Source organism: Flavobacterium sp. RSSA_27 (genome assembly GCF_051547125.1).
Classification (GTDB): domain Bacteria; phylum Bacteroidota; class Bacteroidia; order Flavobacteriales; family Flavobacteriaceae; genus Flavobacterium.
In genome coordinates this window covers 297355-323426 of the sequence record NZ_JBPTTN010000005.1, presented here as the reverse complement: position 1 = coordinate 323426, position 26072 = coordinate 297355, and the positions used below count along the sequence as shown (strand labels likewise).

The window sequence follows — 26072 nt, the reverse complement described above, 5'->3', positions numbered from 1 at the left end:
GCCAGCGCAGATGGTACTGCAATTTGTGGGAGAGTATGTCGCCGCCTTTCTTTTAAAAAACCCTTCATCCAAAATGAAGGGTTTTTTTGTGCGTTCTTGTTTCTATCATGACGGAAATATATCGACTAAAGTTCCTTTTTTTTAAATTTCTTGATAATATCAATTAAATTTGTTGAAAATATTTATTTATGAAAAAAGTTTTTGCATTATCGTTTTTGTTTGTTTTCTTGTTTTCTTTTGGTCAGCAAAGGCCAAAACTTGTCATTGGAATAGTAGTGGATCAAATGAAAGCTGAATATCTAGATAGATTCTATGATGATTATTCTCAAGATGGTTTTAAACGATTGATGAATAATGGGTACTCATTTTATAATATGAATTATAATTATGTGCCTACTTATACAGCTCCTGGACATGCTTCAATTTATACAGGAACTACTCCTGCAACTCACGGCATAATTGGTAATGATTGGTATATTCGTGAAACTGGTAAAAACAGGTATTGTACAGATGATGACTCTGTATATTCATTAGTTGTGGGAACCGAAAAAGAAGGAATGATGTCTCCCAAAAATCTTTTTGGAACTACTGTTACCGATGAGTTGCGATTGGCAACTAATTTTAAAGGAAAAGTTATAGGTTTGAGCATTAAGGATAGGGGAGCTATTTTGCCTGCAGGGCATTTTGCAAATTGGGCATTTTGGTTTAGTAAATCTGGTGACTTTATATCAAGTTCTTTTTATGGTGATAAGATGCCTGATTGGATTACCAAATTCAATAGTGAAAAACGTTATTTGAATTACATTCAGAAAGGTTGGAGCTTGTTAAAACCTGCTGTTGATTATAATGAGAGCCTTCCTGATGATAATCCATACGAAGGGAAAATAGATAAATCAAAGGCTCCTATTTTTCCTTATGACTTAAATAAATTATACAAAGAATCTGGTGCTGATATTCTTAGAACAACACCCTTTGGAAATGATTTGTTAGCAGATATCGCTTTGCAGGCTATTGAAAGTGAAAATTTAGGAAAAGATAATGATACCGACTTTTTAGCTGTTAGTTTTTCTTCAACGGACTATGTAGGGCATACTTTTGGCCCAAGATCGATGGAAATTCAAGATACTTATTTGCGTTTGGATGTAACTTTAGCTAGAATATTAGACTACCTTGATAAAAATGTTGGTAAAGATAATTATCTACTTTTTTTAACTGCAGATCATGCAGCTGCTGAGAATCCTATTTTTTTAAGAGATCGTAAATATGATGTCACGAATGTGCCATCAAAAGAGACTTTTAAATCTCTTGAAAAGTTTTCAATCGCAACTTATGGAGTTAACTTAGTATCGAATTATTCTAATTATAATATTTATTTGAATAGAGATTTAGTTAAAACCAAAGGATTAGAATTAAGCGCTGTAAAACAGGCTTTCAAAACTTTCATTTTGGAACTACCTCATATAAAAAGAGTATATACCGATGAAGAAATTTTGGCATCATCAGGAGGTGATTATTATTTAAATTTTATTTTTAAAGGATTTGATCCTAAACAGAATGGAGATTTAGTTTTAGTTCAAAAAACGGGTTATATGGAATATAACGAAACAGGAACAACACACGGAACACCTAATAGTTATGATACTAATGTACCATTATTGTTTTATGGTTGGCATGTTCCAAAAGGAGAATCTTATAAAAAAGTTTACATAACATCAATAGCACCAACTTTGTCTAAAATGCTAAAAATTGCATTTCCGAATGGAACTGAAGCTGAAGTTTTAGAAGAACTTTTAATTTCTAAATAAATGATTTCTCAAGAAAGTAAAAAAAAGACTCCTGAATTTCAGGAGTCTTTTTGATTAAAATTTATTTTCTATTTCTGCAGCTTGAAGCATCAAATAATGAAGGTCAGTATTTTTTATAAATGGAGATAAAAGTTGGCTTCCTGGTCCAAACATAGCTAGTTCAGTATAATCAGCCGAATGGTCAGTACTGATCCAACCTACCGAATTGCGCTTTTTCTGAATATCTCCCAATACTTTAAGAGGTAAATGTCTTGGATTGTAAAGTCCATCTTCAAGTTTTATATTAGTATAGTAGCTTAAAATTTCCTTAGCTTCCTCTTCTTTTAAAATTATCTTATTGGCATATTCAATTCTTTCTATTACTTGCGCTACACTAGTTTCTTTTCCGATACCATTTAAAATCCAATCATTGGTTTGTGTATATTTTTGAATACTATCAAAGTTATCATTGGCATCTTTTCCATATACTATCCCAGGATTGGCATTCCCATGATCAGAAGTTATGATTACTAAAGTATTTTGATCTTTTTCAGCAAAATCTATCGCTACTTTTATAGCTTCATCATGGGCTACTTGATCGTAAATTAAGCCTGCTACGTCATTTCCATGAGCAGCCCAATCCACCTTTCCAGCTTCGACTTGTAAAACGAATCCTTTTGGATGATTTTTCATTTTATCAATAGCTCTTTGTGTCATTTCTGCAAGAGTAGGGATGCTATTGGTTAGTTCTTTGCTGCTTTCTCTGTCTTTGGAGTAAGGAAGTCCTTCTTTGTCAAAAACGCCTAATATTGGTTTGCTATTGTCGCTAGACCACATTTCAGTTTTGTTTTTGACTACAGTAAAACCTTTATCTTTAAAATCTTTATAGAGATCTCTTTTGTCTTTTCGCACAGCAGCAGAAAAGTAGTTGTCTCCACCCCCCAACATGACATCAAATTTTAAGTCCAAGTAAAGTTCAGCAATTCCTTCTTGACTATTTCTGCTTTTAGAGGAAATACAAAATCCTGCTGGTGTTGCGTGTGTAACGGGAACAGTAGTGACACAGCCAGCCATTTTTCCAGCTTTTCGAAACTTTTGCCAAATTGGTAAATACTCTTCGCCATTTGTACCTATATTTAGGGATCCATTTTTAACTCGAAACCCACAACCCCAAGATGAACTTGCAGCTGCTGAGTCTGTAACGATTGAAGAAGCAGAGGCCATATCCATTAATGCACGACTAACTTTTTTGTCTTTATACAATTGCATCCAGTTACTGCCTTTACCAGTTTTTCGGGTTAAATAAAGATCAGCCATATTAAGTGTGCCAATGCTCATCCCATCACTTACGATAACTATAATGTTTTTTGCTTTTTTATTTTTGTGATAATTGGATAAATCTAATTCGTTTGCAGGGCTTTCGAATGGATTTAGTAGAGTTGTTCCAAGAGCGAAAAGGGAACCGTTTTTGAAGAAATTCCGTCTGTTCATATATTGTTTTTATTATAAATCAAATTTAAGAAAGCTTACGTTTGATTGAGGTTAAGATTTTTTTAAATATATAAAACATAAATGAAAAAATCCCATTTTTTCAAATGGGATTTAAATATTATACTGTTGTTTCTATTTGTAGAGGAATCTGATTTTGAAGTAAATCTTCGAATTTTTCGTGAGCACGAATCAAATGCCCTTTGCCATTTAACCACAAAACTTCAGCGGGTTTATATCTAGAATTATAATTTGACGACATAGAGAAGCAATAAGCACCGGCGTTGTGGAAAGAAAGGATATCTCCCTCTTTTATTTCAGCTATTCTTCTATTATTTGCAAAAGTATCGGTTTCACAGATGTAACCTACAACAGAATAGAAACGTTCTTTTCCTTTTGGATTAGAAATATTTTCGATATGATGTTGAGAACCATAAAGCATTGGTCGAATTAAATGGTTAAAACCGCTATCAATTCCGGCAAAAACAGTTGATGTAGTTTGTTTTACTACATTTACTTTGGTTAAAAAGTAACCCGCTTCACTCACTAAGAATTTTCCAGGTTCAAAAATAAGCGTTAATGCCTTACCATATTCATTGCAAAAAGCATTAAATCGCTTAGATAATTTTTTGCCCAATTCCTCAATATCTGTTTGTACATCGTCTTTCTTATAAGGTACTTTGAAACCACTTCCAAAATCTAAAAACTCAAGGTTTTTGAAATTTTTGGCTGCATCAAATAAAATTTCTGCTGCGTATAAAAATACTTCGATATCTAAAATATCCGAACCCGTATGCATATGGATTCCTACGATGTTCATTTTGGTGTTTTCTACTATTCTAACTAAATGTGGTAATTGGTGTATTGATATTCCAAACTTGCTATCAATATGACCTACAGAAATGTTAGTGTTTCCACCAGCCATTACATGTGGATTAATACGTATGCATACAGGAACATTTGGGTGTTTAGTACCGAATTGTTCTAGAATGGATAAATTATCAATGTTTATTTGAACTCCTAAAGCATTTACTTCTTCTATTTCTTCTAGAGAAACACCATTTGGAGTATAAAAAATCTTTTCTGGTGCATAACCTGCATGCAATCCAAGTAGCACTTCTTGAATAGAAACAGTATCTAAACCAGACCCCATATCTTTTAGGAGTTGAAGGATTGAAATATTTGATAATGCTTTCATCGCATAATTAATGCGAAGTTTTTCAACCTTAGAAAAAGCTTTTGTTAATCTGTTAAATTGCGATTGAATTTTTTCAGCATCATAAACATATAATGGCGTGCCAAATTGTTCTGCTAATTGAAGTAAGTCTTTTCCTTGCATTGTGATTTATTTTTTTACAAATTTATTACAGTTTACACCGTCGACCAAATAAAAAACAAAATATAACAAAATATAACAAAAAGTTTTAATTCAAACATTTTGTTTTCTAAATCTAAGTTTTATAACAATAAAAAATCCCTTGACTTAAATACTTATAGCCAAGGGATTTAAAAAAAATGGTTTCTTATAGTGAAGGCAAATCGCCTTTACCTTTAGTTGGTAAGTTGGTGTATCCCATTAAGAATAAATCAACTTCTCTTGCAGCCTCACGACCTTCTGAAATGGCCCAAACAATCAATGATTGTCCTCTTCTCATATCACCAGCGGTAAAAATATGAGGAACATTAGTCTGGTAGTTGTTTGCTTTGAAATTACTTCTCATATCCAATTCTAGACCAAGTTGTTCTGCTAAAGTTTTTTCAGGTCCTGTAAATCCGAGAGCTAGTAATGCTAAATCACACGGCCATATTTTCTCTGAACCTTCCTTTTCAATTAGTTCAGGACGCTGTCCAGGAACAATTTTCCAAGCAACTTCTACTGTCTTTAGCGCAGTTAGTTCTCCTTTTTCATTAGCAATAAATTCTTTGGTATTGATTAACCAATTTCTATTACAACCTTCTTCGTGTGAAGAAGAGGTTTTTAGTTGTAGTGGCCAAAAAGGCCAAGGAGTAGATTCGCTTCGACCCACTGGAGGTTTTGGCATAATCTCAAAATTGGTAACTGATTTTGCGCCTTGTCTATTTGAAGTTCCAATACAGTCAGATCCTGTATCTCCTCCACCTATTACGATAACATCTTTTCCTGTAGCTTTGATTTGATTAGGAACTTCTTCACCGTATAAAACTTTAGTTTGTTGTGTTAGGAAATCCATAGCTTGCACTACGCCTTTGCTATCGGCTCCTTTGGTAGGTAAACCTCTTCTTTCTGTGGCTCCACCACAAAGAACGATTGAATCAAATTCATTTAATTCCTCTACTGAAAAGTTGACACCAACATTTACATTGGTTTTAAAAACGATACCTTCAGCTTCTAAAATAGCAACACGACGATCTATTATTCCTTTCTCTAATTTGAAATTTGGAATTCCGTAACGTAACAATCCTCCAATTGCGTTGTCCCTTTCAAAAACAGTTACAGTATGTCCTGCACGATTGAGTTGTTGTGCGGCCGCTAAACCAGCAGGTCCAGAACCTACTACAGCAACTTTTTTGCCAGTTCTAACAGCAGGTGGTTGTGGTTTAATCCAACCTTCGGCAAAACCTCTTTCGATAATATTTTTCTCGATATTTTCGATGGCAACAGGTTCTTTAATAATACCGAGAACACATGATTTTTCACATGGTGCAGGGCATAATCTTCCTGTAAATTCAGGGAAATTATTCGTTGATTGCAATATTTCTAAGGCACTTTGCCATTCTTCTTGATGTACCATATCATTGAAATCTGGAATTAAATTCCCCAATGGACATGAGCTATGGCAAAATGGGATGCCACAATCCATACATCTTGAACCTTGTTCTTTTATTTTATCTTTTGGTAATGCAATTGTGAATTCATTATAATTGGCAACGCGTTCAACAACAGCTATGTTACCTTCGTCGGCTCTATTAAATTCTTTAAATCCTCCTATTTTTCCCATGACTATTGTGCTATTAATTCTTCAACTTCCTTTTCTGCTGCAATACGTTGTAATGCTTTTTTGTAATCTGTAGGCATTACTTTTACAAAATGCTTGACTTGGTTGTCCCAATCTGCTAAAATTCTTTTAGCTAATGGGCTACTTGTGTATAAGGAATGATTTTTTATCAAACGTTTCATTTTTACGATATCTTCTGCTTCTAATGGGTCAAAAGCTACCATTTCCATATTGCAAAGTGTTTGGTCGAATTTCTTATTTGGGTCATAAACATAAGCGATACCTCCACTCATACCTGCAGCGAAGTTTCGTCCGGTTTTGCCCAGTACAACTACAGTCCCTCCGGTCATGTATTCACAACCATGGTCTCCAATACCTTCAACCACTGCAGTTGCTCCTGAGTTTCTAACACAGAAACGTTCTCCAGCCATCCCATTAATATATGCTTCACCAGTAATGGCTCCATAAAGTGCTACGTTACCAATAATTATATTTTCCTCTGGTTTGAAAGTTGCTGTTGGTGGTACTTTAATAATTAATTTACCTCCAGAGAGTCCTTTACCTAGATAATCGTTACAGTTTCCGTGGATTTTAAATGATAATCCATTGGTAGCAAAAGCTCCGAAACTTTGCCCAGCAGAACCCGTAAAGTCAACTAGAATAGTGTCTTCTGGTAGTCCTTGTGCACCGTATATTTTTGAAATTTCGTTACTCAAAATTGCTCCAACTGAACGATCTGTATTTTTGATGTCAAAGGTTACTCTTGTTCTTTCTTTTCTATAAATAGAAGGAATCGCAGCTTTGATAATATCAAAATCCAATACATGTTCTAATTCATGATCTTGAGACATGGTATTGTGGTTAGGAACTGTTTTTGCTTTTTCTGGTTTGTATAAAATGGTAGATAAATCTAATCCCATAGCTTTGTAATGTTGAATCGCTTTATTTACGTTCAATTTTTGAGATTGGCCCACCATTTCTTTTAAAGTTCTAAAGCCAAGTTGCGCCATGATTTGTCTTAATTCCTCAGCAATGAAGTACATGAAATTAATAACATGTTCTGGAGTACCTTTGAAGTTTTTACGCAACTCAGGATCTTGCGTTGCAATACCTACTGGGCACGTATTTAAATGACAAGCACGCATCATAATACAACCTGAAGCTACTAATGGAGCAGTGGCAAAGCCAAACTCTTCAGCTCCAAGTAAAGCGGCAATAGCAACGTCGCGACCCGTTTTTAACTGTCCATCACACTCTAAAACCACACGGCTTCTTAAATCATTTAATATTAAAGTTTGCTGTGCTTCAGCCAAACCTAATTCCCATGGAATTCCGGTATGAGTTAAGGAAGTTAATGGTGCAGCTCCTGTTCCTCCATCGTAACCTGAAATTAGTATGACATCAGCTTTTGCCTTAGCAACACCTGCAGCGATGGTTCCAACTCCAACTTCTGATACTAATTTTACATTTACTCTAGCTTCACGGTTGGCATTTTTTAAATCGAAAATTAATTGTGATAAATCTTCAATAGAATAAATATCGTGATGTGGAGGTGGAGAAATTAGCCCAACATAAGGTGTAGAATTTCTGGTTGCAGCAATCCAAGGCACTACTTTTTCACCTGGTAATTGTCCACCTTCACCTGGTTTAGCTCCTTGAGCCATTTTTATTTGAATCTCTTTGGCATTAGTCAAATAATTGATGGACACTCCGAATCGACCTGAAGCAACTTGCTTGATAGCACTATTTCTTGAGTCACCATTCAATTCTTTTTGGAAACGTCTCGCATCTTCACCACCTTCTCCAGAATTACTTTTACCACCAATTCTGTTCATAGCAATCGCTAGATTTTCGTGTGCTTCTTGACTTATAGAACCGTATGACATGGCACCTGTCTTGAATTTTTTTACAATTTCAGTCCAAGGTTCTACTTCGTCAATTGAAATTGGATCCAAATTATTGAATTCAAATAATCCACGAATAGTCATCAAATTAGCGCTTTGCTCATTGACCATTTTAGAATATTCGGCATAACTTTCAGGGCTATTCAAACGAACGGCTTGTTGTAGTTTTGAAATGGTTGTTGGATTAAACATGTGTTTTTCACCATTTCGTCTCCATCTGTAAATACCACCAATTTCGAGCGGTAGCAAGTTGGCTACTTTTGAATTTGGGAATGCTTTTTGGAAACGCTTTTTCACTTCTTTTTCTACTTCCATTAATCCAATACCTTCAATTCTAGAGGGAGTGTATGGGAAATATTTGGTTGAGAATGATTTGTTTAAACCTAAAATTTCAAAAATTTGAGCAGCTCTATACGAGTGTAGCGTAGAGATTCCGATTTTATTCATAATTTTCAAAATCCCTTTTCCGATTGCTTTGTTGTAGTTTTTAATTGCATATTCTGCAGTTATTCCAGCGATGTGGCCTTCTTTAACTTGATTATGAATTATTTCATTTACCATATATGGATTAATTGCGCTAGCACCATATCCAAATAAAAGAGCAAAATGATGAGGCTCACGAGGCTCAGCAGATTCAATAACAATTCCAAACTTAGAGCGTACTTTAAGTTGGTTTAAAGTGTGGTGAATATAAGAACAAGCCAAAAGCATCGGGATAGGCGCTAGGGTTTCGCTTACTCCACGATCTGAGAGGATGACAATATTGCTTCCTTCAGAAACAGCTTTGAAAGTGGCTTGTACGCATTTCTCTAAGGCACGCTCTAAACCATTAGCTCCTTTTTCTATTTTGTACAACGTAGCAATAGTAACTGATTTGAAATCCTCGTGCTGAATGTTTCTTATTTTATCCAAATCTTCATTAGAAATGATAGGGTTTTGGATTTTTAATTTTTTGCATTGTTTTGCTTCAATGTCAAATATATTGTAATCTCCACCAATAGCTAAACTAATATCTGTGATAATTTCTTCACGAATTCCATCCAAAGGAGGATTGGTAACTTGAGCAAATAATTGTTTGAAATAGTTATACAATAATTGTGGTTGATCTGATAAAACAGCTAATGGGGTATCATTACCCATAGAGCTAATAGCCTCATTTCCGCTACCACCCATTGGGTTGATTATGGTTTTTAAATCTTCGATTGTATAGCCAAACATACGTTGTCTGGTTTCGAAATCAAGATTCTCAACAGGAATAGGGTTGTCTGTGTAAGGAATACAAGCCAATTGTAAAAGATTTTCATCCAACCATTTTTGGTAAGGACGTTTAGTAACTATGGAATGTTTTACTTCGTCATCCTCGATTATTCTTCCTTCGTTCATATCAACCAAGAACATTTTTCCTGGTTCTAATCGACCATGTTGAATTACATCTTCTGGGTTGATGTCAAGTACACCAATTTCTGACGACATAATTACAAAACCACTCTTAGTCAAAGTGTATCTTGAAGGGCGCAGACCATTTCTATCCAATAACGCTCCAATAACGTTTCCGTCAGTAAATGGTATAGAAGCTGGGCCATCCCAAGGTTCCATAATACAAGAATTGTACTCATAGAATGCTTTTTTCTCAGCACTCATCGTTTGATGTTTTTCCCATGCTTCTGGAACTACCATCATCATGACTTCAGGAAGTGTTCGTCCTGTCATTAGTAGTAGCTCAACAACCATATCCATAGAGGCAGAGTCGGATTTGCCTTCTAAAATGATTGGGAATAATTTTTTTAAATCTTCACCAAAAACATCACTTTTCATCAGTTCTTCACGAGCTCTCATTCGGCTCACGTTTCCTCTTAATGTGTTAATTTCACCATTGTGACACATATAGCGGAAAGGTTGTGCTAAATCCCATGATGGGAAAGTATTTGTAGAGAATCGCTGGTGCACTAATGCCAATCGAGTAACTAAATCGCTGTCTAATAAGTCGGTGTAATAACGGCTAATGTCTTCTGGCATTAGCAGTCCTTTATATATAATAGTTGTTGTAGAAAAACTTGAGAAATAAAACATATGACTCTCAGAAGTTTTTGAGCCTCTAACTGCATGTTCTGCTATCTTTCTAGCGGCAAACATTTTGGCGTTAAATTGTTGTTCTGTTAAGTCCAAACCATTTTTGCCAACAAAAACTTGTTTTACCGTAGGTTCTTTTTCGGCAGCGATTTGGCCTAGATTGCTAACATCAACAGGAACATCTCTCCATCCGAGGATTTCTAATTTTTGATCTGAAATTGCTTTTTCAAAAGTAGTTTTACAAAAATCAACTTGATTGCTACTTTTAGGCATGAATACCATACCAACAGCATATTCTCTAGGCTCAGGAATAGAAAATTCACATACTTTCTTAAAAAATGTGTGCGGAATATCAAAAAGGATTCCTGCTCCATCACCAGTTCTACCATCAGAGCTAACAGCGCCACGATGCTCTAATTTAATTAAAATGTCTAATGCTTTATGAATGATGTCATTAGATTTGATTCCGTTCAAATTACAAATAAATCCTGCGCCACAATTGTCGTGTTCAAATTCGGGCAAGTAAAGGCCTTGTTCTTCAATTTTCATGCTTGCATTTTTTTTTACAAAATTATATATTTCATGAAATAAACTACTTGAATACAGATAATGACTATGATTTTTGTTATAAAATCAATTTTTGTTTGCAAAAATGATAATTGCAAAATTTCCTCCCTAACTAATTGTCATTTTCATAATTTCAAAATTTAAAAGTCCTCAGAAGTGGGGAAAAAAGCCGTTTTTTGACTGATAATGGCGCAGTCCTAAAAAAATATCACAAATTTTTGTTCATCCTTTATTTTTTTTTAAAGTGAAAGGTTTTATTGGTCTTTTCTGTAAAATAAATGCCTCTTTTTTAAGAAAAAAAAATAATTCTATTTGAGTTTAATTTTCTATTTTTGTCGCACTTTATTCTGGAACGTTTTCAGGATTCGGTCAAATATTATATACTATGAACATACACGAATATCAAGGAAAAGAAATTTTAGCAAGCTACGGCGTACGAATTCAACGCGGAATTGTAGCGAATAGCCCTGTAGAAGCGGTTGCTGCTGCAAAACAATTAACTGCCGAAACAGGTACAAGTTGGTATGTTGTTAAAGCTCAAATTCACGCCGGTGGACGTGGAAAAGGCGGTGGTGTGAAACTTGCTAAAGGCTTAGACAAAGTAGAAGGAATTGCTAGCGAAATCATCGGGATGCAATTGATTACTCCTCAAACTTCTGCTGAAGGTAAAAAAGTACACAAAGTGTTAATCGCTGAAGATGTATATTATCCAGGTGAAAGCCAAACTTCTGAGTTTTATGTTTCTGTTTTATTGAACAGAGCTACTGGACGTAATATGATTATGTATTCTACTGAAGGTGGAATGGATATCGAAGAAGTGGCTGAGCATACTCCTCATTTAATTTTTACAGAAGAAGTAGATCCAGCTGTAGGTTTACAAGGTTTTCAAGCAAGAAGAATTGCTTTTAACTTAGGACTTTCTGGAAATGCTTTCAAAGAAATGGTGAAATTCATCGATTCTTTATATAATGCCTACATTGGTTCAGATGCTTCGATGTTCGAAATTAACCCTGTGTTAAAAACATCTGACAACAAAATTATGGCGGTTGATGCTAAAGTAAATATCGATGATAATGCTTTGTACAGACAACCTAAATATGCTGATATGCGTGACATTCGTGAGGAGAACCCAATCGAAGTTGAAGCAAAAGAAGTAGGTTTGAATTATGTAGATCTTGACGGAACTGTTGGATGTATGGTAAACGGAGCTGGTTTGGCTATGGCAACTATGGATTTGATTAAGTATGCTGGATTTGAGCCTGCAAACTTCTTAGACGTAGGAGGGACAGCTGATGCAAAACGTGTAGAAACGGCCTTCCGTATTATCTTAAAAGATCCAAACGTAAAAGCAATTTTAATCAATATTTTTGGTGGAATTGTTCGTTGTGACCGTGTAGCACAAGGTGTTGTAGATGCTTACAAAAATATGGGTGACGCTATAAAAGTGCCAATCATTGTACGTTTACAAGGAACGAATGCTGCTATTGCAAAAGAATTAATTGATAATTCTGGAATGCCAATTCTTTCTGCAGTTGAGTTTCAAGAAGCTGCCGATCAAGTAAAAGCGGCATTGTCTTAATTTACAAACTAGTTATATATTCAAAAGCCTGTTCGTTATGAACAGGCTTTTTTATTGGTTTTAATTTGACTCAAAATTATGAAAATACATTTTCCTTTAGAATCTAAAAGTTGTATTACCGCAAATTCGAAAATTTTAAAATAGTCATAATTGGAGTAATTTGCGAATTTGCGGTGAAAATTTTGAGTTCAGCTTTACTGAATTTCAGTTTATTGTGGTTTGTTTTCCTATGTCTTGAAGGGTATCTGATTCGTAAATGGTGTAGCCTTTTTTGTTGGATTGTGCCAAAAAATATAATGCTCTGGCGACAGTAGAACTTTCGATAGGGCGGTATTTTTTTAAACTTCCAAATAGTAGGAAAGAAAATCCTTTCATGAAAAAAGCGCCTATTTTTTCTCCTAATCTAAACTCTGAGCGTTGACCTAGTAATAATGAAGGTCTAACAATGACTGTGGTTTCAAAATTAGCTTTAGCTAGTTCCGCTTCCATTTCTCCTTTGGTTTTTAAATAGAAGTTGTTCGAGTCTTTGTTGGCGCCCAAAGAAGAAACAATTAGGAATTGCTTTATGTTATTCGTCTTTGCAATGTTTGAAAATGCAATTGGATATTCGTAATCTACTTTTCGAAAGGCGGATTGGCTTCCTGCTTTTTTGATGGTCGTTCCAATGGTGCAAAATAAATCATCGCCTTTTACCAGATGCTGATAGGTTTCGGGAGCATCAAAGTTGATGCTATGTTGCTCTAGTTTGGGATGTGATTTTCCAGATTCTCTTTTTACAAAAATGACAACTTTTTGATAGTGTTCACTTTCTAAAAGTAGATCTACTAGTTGCGAACCAATAAGTCCCGTACTGCCAATAACTAGAGCCGTTTTCATTATGATTTTTTATTCTTTCCGTTGTTGAATTTTACTTTTTCTACCACTTGAATTTTTGGAGCAGCTGCTTTATTACTTTTTTTGAAAGGTTTTTTGCTTGCTGGCTTTTTGTCTCCGCGGCTTTGTTCTGCATCTTTTGGTTTGGCTTTGAACTCTGGTCGTTTTGCGGCTCCGTCTTTTGTTGGGATTTCAGCTCTGTGTTTGGCTAAAACTTCAGTAGGTACTTTTGGGTTTTCTTTGGTGCCACGTAAGTGAATTACTAATCCGTTAAGGAAATTACGTAATACTTGGTCGCCACATTCCATATAGTTGGGATGTTTTTCGTCGCGGAAAAAGGCACCCAATTCTGATTTTGATATTCTGAAATCTACTAATTCTAGGATTTGGACGATTTGGTCATCGCGCAACATTAAGGCTACGCGTAATTTTTTGAAAATATCGTTGTTGGTCATATTCTTTTAATTTTTTACAAAGGTACAGTTTAAAAATAGAGAGACGTTATATTCGAGTCTGAATTCAAAGGACTATGTCAAAAAAATGAAGATGAATCGCTATAATTATCATTAATTGACTGCTTTTTTTAAACATTTGAGGCATATAAGTTTCTATAATTTTTGGAGTGTTTTATAGGAGTAAAATAGAAGGGCATATAAGGAACACAGGTGAATCGGTATGAATTTTTTAATTTGAAAAGTCTTAAGGTTGGAGTCTTTAAGTGTTTCAGACTAAAGCTATGAATTTGATGTTTACAAGAAGGCAAGATGTTTCCTTTTAGCCCCGGTAGTAGCGGCATCCTTTGCTTTTTTTCTTTAAAAAAGCAAAGATATAGCGGATGACGGGTTCTATGATGGCATAAAAGCCTTTTTTTCTGCTCCTAAAACCTATGAAAAGGAATTTAAAACTTGAACTAGTTGGTCAAGGTCTTCTTTTTGATGATTGGCCGAAATGACGATTCGGTTCAAGGTTTTTTGGTCTGAGGGATAATCAAAATGGGTAATTACGATTTTGTTTTGTAATAATATCTCGTAGCTCTTGTCCCAATGTAAGTAAATGGAAGGGTAGTTTGCGGTGAAATTGATTTTGGGGCTGGGTTGTAAATCTTGGGCGAGATAGTTTAAGTTGTCCTGTAATTTTTGAAGTTGCTGTTGTACTAAGTGCCCAGTTTCGGCAAGGGTTTGTACATAGGCAGGATTCATTCCAGCGGCCGCGACAAAGGTGTCATAATTTTTGATTTGCTGAATAAAATTGGAGTCACTAGCAATTACCCCGCCTGTTAATCCAAAAGCTTTGCCAAGTGAGGCGACCAAAATTTTGCGTTTGATGTTAGGATTGGTGATACTCGAATAAATTCCTGACCCGTTTTTGCCTAGGATTCCGATAGAATGTGATTCATCTACAACCAAAGTGATTTCTTTGTGGGAGGGAATGCTATCGAGAATTTTTAGGTCTATGGCTTGTGTTTGAAACGAAGGCACCGCATCTGTAACGATGGTGATTTTTTCTTTTTTATTGTCTAAAATCCTTGGATTCAACTCGTTTTCTGCCAACAAAGGGATGCTGTCTTTTCTTTGAATGGCGGGATGAGCATTTGGAAAATGGTAAAAAACATCGGTGCTTGTGCTTAAAAAATCTATAGTTAGTTTGCCTGCTAGCATTCCTGATGAAACGGTAACTGCAGCATCGGCCTGAATGAATTGTGCAAGGTGAGTTTCGCCAGTGTCGTAGGCGCTCAATTGGACGTTTGCGTTTCTTGAACTTCCGTATGCGGTGCCCCAACGCTGGATATTTTTGAAAATGATTTCTTGAAATTCGGGTAAAGTTGGTAAACCAAGATAAGCCGTTCCTCCAAAATAAAGGAACGTTTCTTGGTTAATTTCGATTGTACGATTGGGGAATTGATGGACTTTCATACGAATTATAAAAGTGTCACTCCAGTTCCGTTTCCATCAGGGTAATCAATTTTGCCGTAAGTAATGGTTACTCCTGTGGCAATATCTTTATCTAGTAGTAGCGCTCCGTCCATATCTACGTAATCCAGTAGTGGTAGTAGATGGGCTATAGCTGAGATACCTACTGTAGATTCTGTCATACAACCTACCATAGTTTTTAGTCCTAGTTTTTTGGCTTCTTCCAGCATACGTTTGCCAGGAGTAAGACCGCCACATTTTACTAATTTGACATTTACGCCGTGAAAATGGTTGTGGCATTTGGCTACATCGGATTCGATGATGCAACTCTCGTCAGCAATGATGGGCAAAGCGGAGTGTTTGTATACTTCTTTATGTGCTTCCCAATTATCGGCTTTCATAGGTTGTTCTAAGAATTCCACCCCGAGTTTTTTTAAAGCTATGGAATTAGCAATGGTTTCTTCAATACCCCAACCACAGTTCGCATCGATTCTGAAGATGGCGTCTGTGTGTTTTCGTAATTCGGTTACGATTTCAATGTCTTCTTGAGTTCCTAATTTAATTTTATAGATAGGCCAAGGGAGTTCTTTCATTTTGGCGACCATTTTTTCGATAGGAGCGATGCCGATGGTGTAATCTGTTAATGGATTTTTATCGGTAGTAAAATTCCAAAGTTCGTATAATTTTTTACCTTTTTTGCGAGCATATAAATCATTATAAGCCAAGTCTAAAGCACAAAGCGCAAACATATCGTCTTTTAAATAAGGATGTACTTTGTTCCAAAATTCTTCGGGAGTTTCTGTTGTTGTGTTTTCTATCAATGAACGAATGTTTTCCAAATCCGCTTGCATCATCGGAACCGTGGTGTGATAATAAGGGTTGGAAGTTGCTTCGCCAAATCCTGAGTAGCCTTCGCTTTGCAATTCTACAATAAGTGAAGGTTGAAAATCGATAGATTCTCTTGAAATGGTGAAGGTGTGTTTTAGTTTTAGGTTGTATTCGCGAAGGATTAATTGCATAATATAAAAATTTACTGTTCTAAAAAAGGATTAGTATCCCAACCAAAGAAGGGCTTTTACAAAACCATCTCGCCATAATTTTTCGTTGTGTTTACCGCCTTTTATGATGGTTTTTTTGTTTAAATGTTTACAGGAACAACGCTTGGTATTGATAATGTTTTCCATTGTATTCAAGTCGTTGACCATACTGTTATCATCGCCTTCTTGGTCTCCACAAAGAAAATAGTACTTTGCCTTTATCTTTTGGGTTTGTTCTGTTAGTGTGATAATGTCCTTTCTGTTAATCCAAAAGGCAGGCGAAAAAACGCCTGCTTTGCCGAAAACATCGGGATACTTTAGCGTAGCGTAAAAAGCGGTCAATCCACCCAAGGAACTACCTATAATAAGCGTATGTGTTTTGTCGGTTTTAGTACGGTATTTTTTGTCGATGCTCGGTTTTAAAGTGTTGACAATAAAATCTAGGTATTGATTCGCCTTGCCGCCGCCGTATTTTTCGTGAGGATAGGGAGTGAGTTCCTCAAGTCGTTTTTCGTTTCCGTGTTCAATTCCCACTACGATTACTTGTGCGCTTAGACTGTCTAGTTTTTCATCAATATTCCATTCGCCACTATAGGAAGTTTTAGCATCGAATAAATTTTGGGCATCGGGCATATAAATCACGGAATATTTCTTCTTGGAAGCGCTATAGTTTTTGGGTAAATACAGCCAGATTTTTTTTGTAGTTTGCAACTCAGGAGATACAATACTAAAAGTACTTACTTGAGCGGAAGCAGTGGTTTCCTGTGTCCATCCTTTCACTACAAGGGAAAAGAAGCAAAAAAGTAGGATTGTTTTTTTAGACATAATTGAATTTTGTGGATATATTTAAAAGCAATAAATTAGCTAAAAATAATAAATTGATGAATAGTTTTGAAGAAAAAAGAAGTTTACTTTTAGAAATGATCAGTTTTTCTGTAATTGATGGTAAACTGCACGAAAGAGAATTTAATTTTATATCTGCAATAGGAAAGCAATTGGGTTTTTCTAAAGAACAATTTGCAGATTTATTTCATCAAGAGTTACCTCAATTACCGATTAAATCAGAATTCCAACGTATTCAGCAGTTCTATAGATTAGCGCTAATTATGCATTGTGATGGGATTTTGCATCAGAAAGAAGCAGTAGCGATTCATCAGATTGCTATTGATATGGGATTAAATCCCGGGGCTACCAAACGAGTGTTGCAAATGATGCAGGATTCTCCTAACGCTATGATTGATGCTAAAGTATTGTTAGCAATGTTTCAAGAACAACACAATTAAGTAAGTTTTTCTTGTAGTGCTTTAATTTCATCTCTAAACTTGGCCGCCTGCATAAAATCCAAATCTTTTGCAGCTTTTTCCATCGCTTTTCGTTTTTCACGAATTAATTTTTCCAATTCTGGTTTCGAAAGATAAGTGGTGTCTGGTTCAGCTGCTTTTGCAATAGTATGTCCTAATTCGTATTCCACCAGTGGATTTTTAGTAAAAGCACTGTCTATTTTTTTATCCAAAGCTTGTGGGACTTTATTGTGTTGGGTGTTGTAATTGATTTGTTTGGTACGGCGATAATTGGTTTCATCAATCGTTTTTTGCATACTTGCTGTGATTTTATCGGCATACATAATCGCTTTTCCGTTTAAGTTTCTTGCTGCACGACCAATGGTTTGAGTAAGGGAACGATGACTTCTAAGAAAGCCTTCTTTGTCTGCATCCAAAATGGCAACCAAAGACACTTCAGGTAAATCCAATCCTTCTCTCAATAGATTGACTCCAATCAGCACGTCAAATAAGCCTTTTCGTAAATCTTGCATAATTTCAATACGCTCCAATGTATCCACATCTGAGTGAATATAGCGACAACGAATGGAAACTTTTGCCAAATATTTTGCCAATTCTTCTGCCATTCTTTTGGTTAGAGTCGTGACCAAAACACGCTCGTCTAACTCACAACGCACTTGTATTTCTTCGATTAAATCATCAATTTGATTTAAACTTGGACGAATTTCGATAATCGGGTCTAACAAGCCAGTTGGACGAATGATTTGCTCTACATAAACGCCATCACATTTTTGCAATTCATAATCCGCAGGTGTTGCCGACACATAAATGACTTGATTTTGCATAGCTTCAAACTCTTCGAATTTCAAAGGTCGGTTGTCCATTGCAGCGGGAAGGCGGAAGCCATATTCTACCAAGTTTTCTTTTCTAGAACGGTCGCCACCATACATAGCTTGTACTTGCGACAAAGTCACGTGGCTTTCATCGACTACCAATAAAAAATCATTCGGAAAATAATCCAATAAACAGAAAGGCCTTGAGCCCGCTTCTCTTCCGTCAAGGTAACGAGAATAATTTTCAATTCCAGAGCAATAGCCCAATTCCCGAATCATTTCTAAATCGAAGTTGGTGCGTTCTTCGAGGCGCTTGGCTTCTAAATGTTTGCCTATTTCTTTGAAGTAATCCACTTGTTTTACTAAATCTTGCTGGATTTCCCAAATGGCATTTTGTAGCACATCTGGCGAAGTCACAAACATATTGGCGGGATAAATCGTCAATTTTTCAAAGCGTTCAATGACTTGAGCGGTTTTAGTATCAAAGCTTTCTATTTCTTCGATTTCATCACCAAAAAAATGAATTCGAAATGCATCATCCGCATAACTTGGATAGACTTCAACCGTATCACCTTTAATTCTAAAATTTCCTGGGGCAAATTCGGCCTCGGTTCTAGAATACAAACTTTGTACTAAACTATGAAGCAATTTAGTTCTTGAAATCATTTGGTTGACTTCGATGGCAATTACGTTTTTTTGAAATTCCACTGGATTTCCAATACCATAAATGCAAGAAACCGAAGCGACCACTATAATATCTCTTCGTCCAGACAATAAAGAGGAAGTCGTGCTCAAACGCATTTTTTCTAACTCTTCATTGATCGACAAATCTTTTTCTATAAAAACTCCGGTAACAGGCATAAACGCCTCGGGTTGGTAATAATCATAATACGAAACAAAATATTCCACCGCGTTGTTAGGGAAAAACTGTTTGAATTCCGAGTACAACTGCGCAGCCAATGTTTTGTTGTGAGCAAGAATTAGGGTAGGTCTTTGTACTTCTTGAATGACGTTTGCAACGGTAAATGTTTTGCCTGACCCAGTAACTCCCATAAGTGTTTGAAAAGGATCGCCAGCAATAATGCCTTGCGCTAATTTTTCAATAGCTTGAGGTTGGTCTCCGGTAGGTTGGTAATCCGATACAATTTGAAATTTCATTTTTTACTGAGCTAACTTGATTGTGAGAAGAAGGATAGAGCACAAAAATACAGCTAATCCTTAATTTATGAGTCTTCATTCTATGGTTATTTTTAGGAACCGCGGCAAAAGGCATTTTACCCAGCAAAGTCCCGCTATCCGCTATATCTTGCTTGCCGAACCCCGGCAAGCAAGGATGCCGCTACTATCGGGGTTAGGGAGCCACAATTTGCATTTTTGTTGTCATTTGCCGTTGAACTACTAATTATAGGATTGGAATTATCGTTTCTCTGGAATCAATAGTTCGTGTTTGCTTAACCCTTTTTTAATTGTTTTTTATTAAATTACATCGTAATTAAAATCAACCTTTTTGACTATGAATATGTACGATAACCCAGATACAGTAGCCCATTCTTTTGATGAAAACTATCTTTCCCCTTATTTGATTCAAGCGCAATGGGCTGAATTTGTGTCTTTAAAAAAGGTAATATACGAGCTATCACAACGCTTTCAAAGACCCATTCGTATTTTAGATATTGGAGTAGGAAGCGGTAGAATCATACAAAACCTTCACGATATTCCCGAAATATGGCAGTTTATAGGGCATTATACTGGTACAGACAATGCAGACTTATGTTTGGAATTAGCCTCAAAAATGGTAAATGATTTAGACATAAATGATAAAGTGACACTTTTGAATTTAGATGCCGTAGCCTTACACCAACTAACGGGGATGTATGATTTGATTATTTGCACTTGGTTTACTCCGGGTAATTTTTATCCCGATGATTTTGATTTTGAAAACTATTCAAGGGCTACATCAAAATTAGATTTAACCATCAATGTTAAGTTTACCAGTATTTTTTCTCAGGCATACAGTTTATTAGCCCCACAAGGTGAAATTGTTTTGGGCGCTTGTTACAAAGACAACGAGGCCACTAGATTAAAACAAGAATTCAGTTATCAAAAAATGGGGATGACCATAATTACTTCTCCTCAAGACAGTTTTACAGCGACTCAAGAACGTTTTTGGTCTCAACGTTTTACGAAAGAAAAGCTGTATGCCTATTTGCCTTTTATAGCCCCACATCAAATTTCTTTTGAAGATTTAGATACCTATGACTATGCTATGCAAGTAAGAATAAAAAAGTAAGATCAAAAAGTGATTATTCCTATTGGAACTTCCATTCCTTTTGTTGCTTTTCGGTCAAAAAAGTCCACGCTAAGATGCGACTGGTTTTTTGGCCTTGTGCCATATCAATGGTGGTGATGTTGGCAGCATTTACTTTGTTTAAGGTCTTGTACAAGCTATTCAAATGCGCTTGTTTTGAGACCAAAGTAGTATACCAAAGACAGTGCATAGGATATTTGGCGCTTTCGTAAATCATTTGGGTAATAAAACCCAATTCACCACCCGGACACCATAACTCAGCATTTTGTCCACCAAAATTTAATACTGGTGAAGTTGCTTTGTCGTTATTTAAATTATTGACTTTTCGTAAAGCTACTTTTGTGGCTTCTTCTTTTGAATTATGAAACGGAGGATTACAGATAGTAAATGCGAATTTATCTTCGGGTTCCATTATGTTTTTGAAAATAAAACGAGGTTCTGTCTGTAACTGTAAGCTAATAGCATCGATTAGTTTTGGATTCTTTTCGATAATTTTTTTGCAATTTTGAATCGCCTTTTCATCGATATCTGTGCCTACAAAACTCCAACCGTAAACCGCATTTCCTAGAATAGGATAAATACAATTCGCACCTACGCCAATGTCTAAGCCCTGAACAGTTTCTCCTTTTGGGATAATACCATTATTACTTTGGGCCAACAAATCGGCTAAGTAATGAATGTAATCTACTCTGCCTGGGATGGGTGGGCAAAGAAAAGTAGAAGGAATCTCCCAAAATTGAATATCGTAGTACGCTAGTAATAACGCTTTGTTCAATGCTTTTACAGCATCTGGATTACTAAAATCTAGCGTTTGAATTTGATGTTCATTAATGCCTACAAAATTTTTGAGTTCAGGCAATATCTGAATTAAGGAATCGAAGTCGTATCCTAAACGATGCTGATTTCTTGGATGTAGGTTTTTTTTCTCGGGCTGCTTTGTACGTTTCATTTTCTAAATTTCGGTGCAAAGATAGGTATTCCTTTTTTGTAATTTAATCCATGCACTCCATCAGTAATAAATCCCCTTCAGCATGTTCAATAGTAACCAAACCATCTGTTGCGACAGCATTGCTACTGCCAGTTCTGTACCCAATCGTCAAGGTGTCATTGGCTAAAGGATACACTAAGTTTTGAGAATGAATGCCTTTTACCACGCCAATTGGGATTAGCGAAATAGGTGTGCCTGCCGTGTACCACTTTTCGAATTTGTTGGGTAAAAGAAATATTTTGGAATGATCGTCCAAAATCACAATTTTGATTAAATCACGATAACGTACGATATTTGTGAGATTGGTTATGGTGTGGTCGGCTCTTTTTCCAGTAGCCCAAACAATATTGACAGCTGGCATTTTTCGCTCGATTAAATAGTCTAATGCTTTTTCTAAATCGGTTTTGTTTTGATCGGGAGTGTGCACAATTTCCAGCGGATATTGTTTGGTTTTGTAAACCTCAGGGTCAAAATCACGATCAAAGTCACCCAAGAGCACATCGATTTTAATGTCAAGATGCATCACGCGTTCTATGGCTGAGTCAAGCACAACAACCAAAGGTGACCATTCTAATAATTGACCCAATAATTCGGGCTGACAAGAAGCGCCATTGGCGATAATTAAAGCGGGTTCTTGGTCGTCGCGAACGATGTGATGTGAAGACATTTTTTCGATTTAAATTTAAGTTTATTCGAAACAAATGTACAAAAGTTATTGAGCTAGTTCATTTCTTATGCATCAAGTAGTCTGCGGTGGTAGGTAATTTGTCCCAAATGATAGGCTAGATGCGAAGCAATATGGACCAAGAAAAAACCATAAGAGGTCTTTTTGTCCAAAACTAGTAAGGGATATTCTGTTTCTAAATCTTCTTCTGTTAGTTGATTAAGCGCTTGATGAACAACTGTTATTGTTTCGTCGATTTTTTGAATCAATTCTGATTTGGAACTATTTTTCGCAGAAAATTCTAAGTCTCTATTTCTAACATAATTTGTTTTCCCTATTTCAGCTCCAATGTAAGTATTGAGATTACCAATAAGATGCAAGCACAAATTACCTGCCGAATTGTTGATTTGTTGGTCAGTTGACCAGATTGCAGCCTCGTTTTGATAGGCATTTATTTCTCTTTTTAAGGAAGTCAAATCCCTTTTGAAAAGTATTTGTAAGGTCTGAATTAGCATAAAAAGTTACTTGAAAAGAGTATTATTGAATAGTATAACTTCTTTGGTCAATTTCGCTCAACGAAAAATACCCCAACGGATAATTGGCTTTGTCTGTAGTGTTGAGGATGTTTCCACGAACCGTAGCAGGTGGAGATTGAAATGGACCTCCGCCATTATTACCTGAAATATTTGCCAAAATGCTCATATAATTGTAATAAGCTTTGGAGATGCCGTAGTGGGCGATTTCGATTTTGTCTCCTTTTTTCAGTTCGTCATTTTGCGAAATACTAAAAAAATCATTGCCATCAAAAAACTCATCTCTGTCTACATAGAGATTGGATTTTACCTGATTGGAATAAGTGAATTTATACAAATAATAATTGGGGGTACCAGCAGGATCATTGTAAAAAGTTTTGACTTCAATCTGGTCTCCAGTAAAGCCACCATCATTTTTTTGTTCTAATTTGGTAATGGGAGCCACAGCTTGTAAGCTTTCTGTAGCAGTATAGGTTTGTCCTTTACTGACAACAGTTAAAGTGTATGTTTCATTAATTTTAGGGACAAAATTCGAGCAAAAATATTCGCCTGTATTGGGTGCTTCTACAAAATTAAAAACAGTATTGGTGCTGTTGGTAATGGTCACTATTGCTCCCGAAACTTTTGGGATTGAATTGCTGAAATAGTCTGTTGTAGTTGTTAATCTGATGCGCTGCAGATTTCCAGAAGTTCCTTTTTGCCATTTGATAGCCGCTTCAATTACCAATTTTGGTGGTGCCGTATTTAGGTCAACATCTACTACATCTTCACATCCTACGAATAAGGTAGCTAGTATAAAAACGAAAAAGAAAGGGATCTTTTGCATGATGATTAAAATTTAAAATTATAACTCACAGCCGGAACAATACCAAATATTGAAGTCCTTACTGCTTCGTTGTTCCCGGTGTTTGCATTTTGTCTAAAACTCATTGACGCCGCATTTCTTCTGTTGTACAGATTGTAAATGCTAAAAACCCATTCGGTTTTGTAATTGCGATTGTAGTTTTTTCTTGGAGTTAGGGTAGCTGCAATATCTAAGTGATGGTAAGCAGGTAAACGATTTTCGTTGCGCAATCCATAGCTAGGAACCAAAATATTTTCATACTCATATTTCCCTTCGGGATAAGTAACAGGTTGTCCGGTTTGAAAAGCAAAATTGGCACCAAAACTCCATTTCTCGTTCAAAGTGTAGGAACTAGTCACGGCTAAATTATGCAATTTGTCGTAAAGCGATTTATACCATTGACCATTATTAATTCCTGTTTCTAGTGGGTTTCTGCCTGGGGTTTGTTGTTCAGATCTTGATAAAGTGTAAGAAACCCAACCATTGAGTTTGCCTTCGTTTTTCTTCAATAAAATTTCTAATCCGTAGGCTCTCATTTGACCATTCAAAATGACTTGTTCCAAAGCTTTGTTGGCAATTAATTCGGCGCCATCAATGTAATCGATACGGTTTTTGATTTTTTTATAATAGGTTTCTACTTCTAGAGAATACATCCCATCATTGAAGTTTTTGAAATATCCCAATGCCACTTGATCCGCAATTTGAGGTTTAATGTAGTTGTCACTTGGCGTCCAAACATCGAGTGGAGTAGGTGATGAGGTATTCGAGACCAATTGCAAATACTGCACCATTCGGTTATAACTTGCTTTTACCGATTGGGTATCATTGAATTGATATGCAGCAGAAAATCGAGGTTCAAAATTGTCAAAACTTTGAATGACATCGTTTTTGCCATAAAATTTTGTGTCGATTGGCGTAGCTTTTTCATACAATTGTAAGTCGGTATTGAAAAGGACTGGATTGTCATTTGCATAAATATTTACTGTAGATTGTCCTAAGCGATAAAATAAACTGTAGCGTAAACCATAAGAAATACTTACTTTTTTACTCAAATCGTGATCGGCACTGATGTAGAGTGCGGGTTCAAAAGCATATTTCTTATCCAATTGATCAGGATTGATCCCAGAAGTGTTATTAGAAGGGACTATGGTACCAGGATTGAAGTCGTAATAAATCGCGTTCAGCCCGTAATTTAATTTGAATGAGTCTGTTAAGTAATTCTTGAAATCGTATTTAATATTGTAGTTTTTAATACCCGAATCCCATTTGAATCCCACAAAATCGAGGTCTAAACCATAATAGTAATCACTGTAAATTAAGGAAAGATTAGAGAATAGCTTGTCAGAGTACAAATGATTCCAACGCAAGTTCAGGGTTGAATTCCCATAGATATTGGTGAAACTATCATTGAGGCTAAAAACGTCTCGGCCAAAATATCCAGAAAGGTATAAATTGTCGTTTTCGGTTAATTTATAACTGAATTTTGCATTTAGATCATAAAAATAGGCAGCATTGTCTTTTTGTTCAGGAGATAATTTCAAAAACAAATGAGCATAGGAACCACGACCACCAATCAGGAAGGAACCTTTGTCTTTTACCAATGGGCCTTCTGCAAGAAGCCGACTGGAGATTAAACCAATTCCTCCATTCATGTGGAATTTTTTACTACTTCCATCTTTTTGATAAATATCTAAAACTGAGGAAGCTCTCCCCCCAAATCGAGATGGAATTCCGCCTTTGTAAAGTCGAATATCTTTGATAGCATCGGGATTAAAAACAGAGAAAAAACCAAAAACATGCGATGAGTTAAAAATGGTAGCTTCATCTAAAAGAATCAAGTTTTGATCCGCTCCACCACCACGAACGTTAAATCCAGAAGCACCTTCCCCAGCATTGGTTACTCCTGGGAGTAGTAAAATAGATTTTAAAACATCAACTTCACCAAGAACGACAGGCATTTTTTTTATAGCCGAAATCGAGAGTCTATTCACACTCATTTCAGGGTTCTTAATGTCGGTTTTGGTTCTGTCGTCAGTGATAACCACTTCTTTGAGCACATTGTCATCACTAGACAAAGGCCAATTGTGTTTCGTGTTTTGCGTTAATACAATGGTTTCATTTATTGTTTTGTATCCCAAATACGAAATTTGAATTTTATAATTTCCTTTGGGCAGTGTAATGGAATAAAAACCATACTCGTTGGTAGTGACACCCGTTTTTAATTCAGGAAAAATAATATTGACTCCAATTAATGTTTCATTACTGTTTTGATCAGTGATAGTGCCGCTTAACGTAAATTTTTCTTTATTTGAATTAGACTGGGTATTTTCTTGACCATAGAAAAATGTTGAAGCAAATAGTATAAAGAATATACAAACTAAACTAAATTGATTTTTCATAGATTGATTTTAATACTACAAAGAAGAAGAATTTTT

Annotated in this window: 19 protein-coding genes; 4 read left to right on the top strand and 15 right to left on the bottom strand. The window is 35.9% G+C overall.

Annotation, left to right across the window (positions count from 1 at the left end):
- Positions 1-188: 188 nt before the first annotated feature.
- Complete coding sequence (gene pafA / locus ACSVH5_RS09315; protein ID WP_438061166.1) at positions 189-1805, top strand: alkaline phosphatase PafA; 1617 nt, start codon at positions 189-191, stop codon at positions 1803-1805.
- Positions 1806-1859: 54 nt separating this feature from the next.
- Here the strand turns inward: pafA and ACSVH5_RS09310 are convergent, their stop codons facing one another.
- The 4 genes from ACSVH5_RS09310 to gltB form a co-directional block, all read right to left on the bottom strand.
- Positions 1860-3275 (bottom strand): alkaline phosphatase, encoded by a 1416-nt coding sequence (locus ACSVH5_RS09310; protein WP_438061165.1) that lies wholly within the window; start codon positions 3273-3275, stop codon positions 1860-1862.
- A gap of 118 nt (positions 3276-3393) precedes the next feature.
- Complete coding sequence (gene lysA, locus ACSVH5_RS09305) at positions 3394-4611, bottom strand: diaminopimelate decarboxylase (RefSeq protein WP_438061164.1); 1218 nt, start codon at positions 4609-4611, stop codon at positions 3394-3396.
- A 184-nt stretch (positions 4612-4795) separates the two neighbouring features.
- A complete protein-coding gene (locus ACSVH5_RS09300) occupies positions 4796-6250 on the bottom strand; it encodes a glutamate synthase subunit beta (RefSeq protein WP_438061163.1) in 1455 nt (484 codons plus the stop codon).
- Between the two features lie 2 nt (positions 6251-6252).
- Positions 6253-10770, bottom strand: coding sequence for a glutamate synthase large subunit (gene gltB / locus ACSVH5_RS09295; protein ID WP_438061162.1), 4518 nt, complete (start codon positions 10768-10770; stop codon positions 6253-6255).
- A 403-nt stretch (positions 10771-11173) separates the two neighbouring features.
- Here gltB and sucC point away from each other — a divergent pair, with 403 nt between their 5' ends.
- Positions 11174-12367 (top strand): ADP-forming succinate--CoA ligase subunit beta, encoded by a 1194-nt coding sequence (gene sucC / locus ACSVH5_RS09290; protein ID WP_438061161.1) that lies wholly within the window; start codon positions 11174-11176, stop codon positions 12365-12367.
- 204 nt (positions 12368-12571) lie between these two features.
- Here sucC and ACSVH5_RS09285 read toward each other — a convergent pair whose 3' ends face one another.
- The 5 genes from ACSVH5_RS09285 to ACSVH5_RS09265 form a co-directional block, all read right to left on the bottom strand.
- Positions 12572-13243 (bottom strand): oxidoreductase, encoded by a 672-nt coding sequence (locus tag ACSVH5_RS09285; RefSeq protein ID WP_438061160.1) that lies wholly within the window; start codon positions 13241-13243, stop codon positions 12572-12574.
- Complete coding sequence (locus ACSVH5_RS09280) at positions 13243-13695, bottom strand: DUF1456 family protein (RefSeq protein WP_438061159.1); 453 nt, start codon at positions 13693-13695, stop codon at positions 13243-13245. Before ACSVH5_RS09280 ends, ACSVH5_RS09285 begins: the two co-directional genes overlap by 1 nt.
- 429 nt (positions 13696-14124) lie before the next feature.
- On the bottom strand, positions 14125-15153 hold the full coding sequence (locus ACSVH5_RS09275) for an aminotransferase class I/II-fold pyridoxal phosphate-dependent enzyme (protein WP_438061158.1): 1029 nt from the start codon (positions 15151-15153) through the stop codon (positions 14125-14127).
- Between the two features lie 5 nt (positions 15154-15158).
- Complete coding sequence (locus tag ACSVH5_RS09270; RefSeq protein WP_438061157.1) at positions 15159-16169, bottom strand: dipeptide epimerase; 1011 nt, start codon at positions 16167-16169, stop codon at positions 15159-15161.
- 30 nt (positions 16170-16199) lie between these two features.
- On the bottom strand, positions 16200-17012 hold the full coding sequence (locus ACSVH5_RS09265) for an alpha/beta hydrolase (protein ID WP_438061156.1): 813 nt from the start codon (positions 17010-17012) through the stop codon (positions 16200-16202).
- A gap of 56 nt (positions 17013-17068) precedes the next feature.
- On the opposite strand from ACSVH5_RS09265, the gene ACSVH5_RS09260 reads away from it, so the two are divergent.
- Positions 17069-17470, top strand: coding sequence for an excinuclease ABC subunit B (locus ACSVH5_RS09260; RefSeq protein WP_438061155.1), 402 nt, complete (start codon positions 17069-17071; stop codon positions 17468-17470).
- Here the strand turns inward: ACSVH5_RS09260 and uvrB are convergent.
- A complete protein-coding gene (uvrB, locus tag ACSVH5_RS09255) occupies positions 17467-19458 on the bottom strand; it encodes an excinuclease ABC subunit UvrB (RefSeq protein ID WP_438061154.1) in 1992 nt (663 codons plus the stop codon). The two genes, ACSVH5_RS09260 and uvrB, sit on opposite strands and share 4 nt — an antisense overlap.
- Before the next feature lie 355 nt (positions 19459-19813).
- On the opposite strand from uvrB, the gene ACSVH5_RS09250 reads away from it, so the two are divergent.
- A complete protein-coding gene (locus ACSVH5_RS09250) occupies positions 19814-20590 on the top strand; it encodes a class I SAM-dependent methyltransferase (RefSeq protein ID WP_438061153.1) in 777 nt (258 codons plus the stop codon).
- A gap of 19 nt (positions 20591-20609) precedes the next feature.
- Here the strand turns inward: ACSVH5_RS09250 and rlmF are convergent, their stop codons facing one another.
- From rlmF to ACSVH5_RS09225, 5 genes are all read right to left on the bottom strand, one after another.
- Entirely contained in the window at positions 20610-21557 is a 948-nt protein-coding gene (gene rlmF, locus ACSVH5_RS09245; RefSeq protein WP_438061152.1) for a 23S rRNA (adenine(1618)-N(6))-methyltransferase RlmF, read from the bottom strand.
- Between the two features lie 43 nt (positions 21558-21600).
- On the bottom strand, positions 21601-22263 hold the full coding sequence (locus ACSVH5_RS09240) for a thiamine diphosphokinase (protein ID WP_438061151.1): 663 nt from the start codon (positions 22261-22263) through the stop codon (positions 21601-21603).
- Between the two features lie 65 nt (positions 22264-22328).
- Positions 22329-22775, bottom strand: a complete 447-nt coding sequence (locus ACSVH5_RS09235; protein WP_438061150.1) for a DinB family protein — start codon at positions 22773-22775, stop codon at positions 22329-22331.
- Between the two features lie 22 nt (positions 22776-22797).
- Positions 22798-23619 (bottom strand): DUF4249 domain-containing protein, encoded by an 822-nt coding sequence (locus ACSVH5_RS09230; protein WP_438061149.1) that lies wholly within the window; start codon positions 23617-23619, stop codon positions 22798-22800.
- 5 nt (positions 23620-23624) lie between these two features.
- Positions 23625-26036, bottom strand: coding sequence for a TonB-dependent receptor (locus tag ACSVH5_RS09225; protein WP_438061148.1), 2412 nt, complete (start codon positions 26034-26036; stop codon positions 23625-23627).
- Positions 26037-26072: the final 36 nt, after the last annotated feature.

Bases quoted from the DNA above. Each gene is read 5' to 3' on its own strand.
- sucC (WP_438061161.1), top strand. From the start codon at position 11,174: ATGAACATACACGAATATCAAGGAAAAGAAATTTTAGCAAGCTACGGC.
- ACSVH5_RS09235 (WP_438061150.1), bottom strand. From the start codon at position 22,775: ATGCTAATTCAGACCTTACAAATACTTTTCAAAAGGGATTTGACTTCC.
- ACSVH5_RS09265 (WP_438061156.1), bottom strand. From the start codon at position 17,012: ATGTCTAAAAAAACAATCCTACTTTTTTGCTTCTTTTCCCTTGTAGTG.
- ACSVH5_RS09310 (WP_438061165.1), bottom strand. From the start codon at position 3,275: ATGAACAGACGGAATTTCTTCAAAAACGGTTCCCTTTTCGCTCTTGGA.
- ACSVH5_RS09230 (WP_438061149.1), bottom strand. From the start codon at position 23,619: ATGCAAAAGATCCCTTTCTTTTTCGTTTTTATACTAGCTACCTTATTC.
- gltB (WP_438061162.1), bottom strand. From the start codon at position 10,770: ATGAAAATTGAAGAACAAGGCCTTTACTTGCCCGAATTTGAACACGAC.
- ACSVH5_RS09225 (WP_438061148.1), bottom strand. From the start codon at position 26,036: ATGAAAAATCAATTTAGTTTAGTTTGTATATTCTTTATACTATTTGCT.
- lysA (WP_438061164.1), bottom strand. From the start codon at position 4,611: ATGCAAGGAAAAGACTTACTTCAATTAGCAGAACAATTTGGCACGCCA.
- ACSVH5_RS09250 (WP_438061153.1), top strand. From the start codon at position 19,814: ATGAATATGTACGATAACCCAGATACAGTAGCCCATTCTTTTGATGAA.
- uvrB (WP_438061154.1), bottom strand. From the start codon at position 19,458: ATGAAATTTCAAATTGTATCGGATTACCAACCTACCGGAGACCAACCT.
- ACSVH5_RS09240 (WP_438061151.1), bottom strand. From the start codon at position 22,263: ATGTCTTCACATCACATCGTTCGCGACGACCAAGAACCCGCTTTAATT.
- pafA (WP_438061166.1), top strand. From the start codon at position 189: ATGAAAAAAGTTTTTGCATTATCGTTTTTGTTTGTTTTCTTGTTTTCT.
- ACSVH5_RS09270 (WP_438061157.1), bottom strand. From the start codon at position 16,169: ATGCAATTAATCCTTCGCGAATACAACCTAAAACTAAAACACACCTTC.
- ACSVH5_RS09280 (WP_438061159.1), bottom strand. From the start codon at position 13,695: ATGACCAACAACGATATTTTCAAAAAATTACGCGTAGCCTTAATGTTG.
- ACSVH5_RS09300 (WP_438061163.1), bottom strand. From the start codon at position 6,250: ATGGGAAAAATAGGAGGATTTAAAGAATTTAATAGAGCCGACGAAGGT.
- ACSVH5_RS09285 (WP_438061160.1), bottom strand. From the start codon at position 13,243: ATGAAAACGGCTCTAGTTATTGGCAGTACGGGACTTATTGGTTCGCAA.
- ACSVH5_RS09275 (WP_438061158.1), bottom strand. From the start codon at position 15,153: ATGAAAGTCCATCAATTCCCCAATCGTACAATCGAAATTAACCAAGAA.
- ACSVH5_RS09260 (WP_438061155.1), top strand. From the start codon at position 17,069: ATGAATAGTTTTGAAGAAAAAAGAAGTTTACTTTTAGAAATGATCAGT.
- rlmF (WP_438061152.1), bottom strand. From the start codon at position 21,557: ATGAAACGTACAAAGCAGCCCGAGAAAAAAAACCTACATCCAAGAAAT.